We start from the raw sequence: 404 nt of genomic DNA, 5'->3' as shown, positions 1-404 counted from the left end.
TCCGCACTGCTTCTTCCTACCACTCCGACAAATGCCCCCGCTGTCAGGAAGATTAGAAGCATTGTAATAATATTCTTATCCGCAAGTCCCTGTGCCATAATTTCCAGTTTCTCGTCAAAACTCACCTTACGATTCTGCAGACACGCCACCAGAATTGCCGCAAGAAATGCGATAATGATCGGGACATTATAGAATCCCATCGGAATCTTCATCACATATTCGAATAAAATTCCAAGTCCCAGATAGATACACAAAAATACGCCGATTGGCAGTAATGCTATTGTATTTCCTTTTTTCATTCTTTATCCTCTCATTCTTTCCAATAAACTTTTATGAACATTTCTTGTTCTTCCTTCGGCTTTTTCTACCCGATTCCTCCAAGTACAATTCCAAGAATTAACACA

At 39.9% G+C, this 404-nt stretch carries 1 pseudogene; it reads right to left on the bottom strand.

Going from position 1 to position 404, the window contains the following annotated elements:
* A pseudogene (locus PZH32_RS11560) lies at nt 1-299 on the bottom strand (Na+/H+ antiporter NhaC family protein); the annotation flags it as partial.
* Between the last annotated feature and the right edge of the window lie 105 nt (nt 300-404).

The organism is Adlercreutzia equolifaciens, assembly GCF_029076695.1.
GTDB lineage: Bacteria > Actinomycetota > Coriobacteriia > Coriobacteriales > Eggerthellaceae > Adlercreutzia > Adlercreutzia equolifaciens_A.
This window is presented reverse-complemented; position numbering and strand designations above follow the sequence as displayed.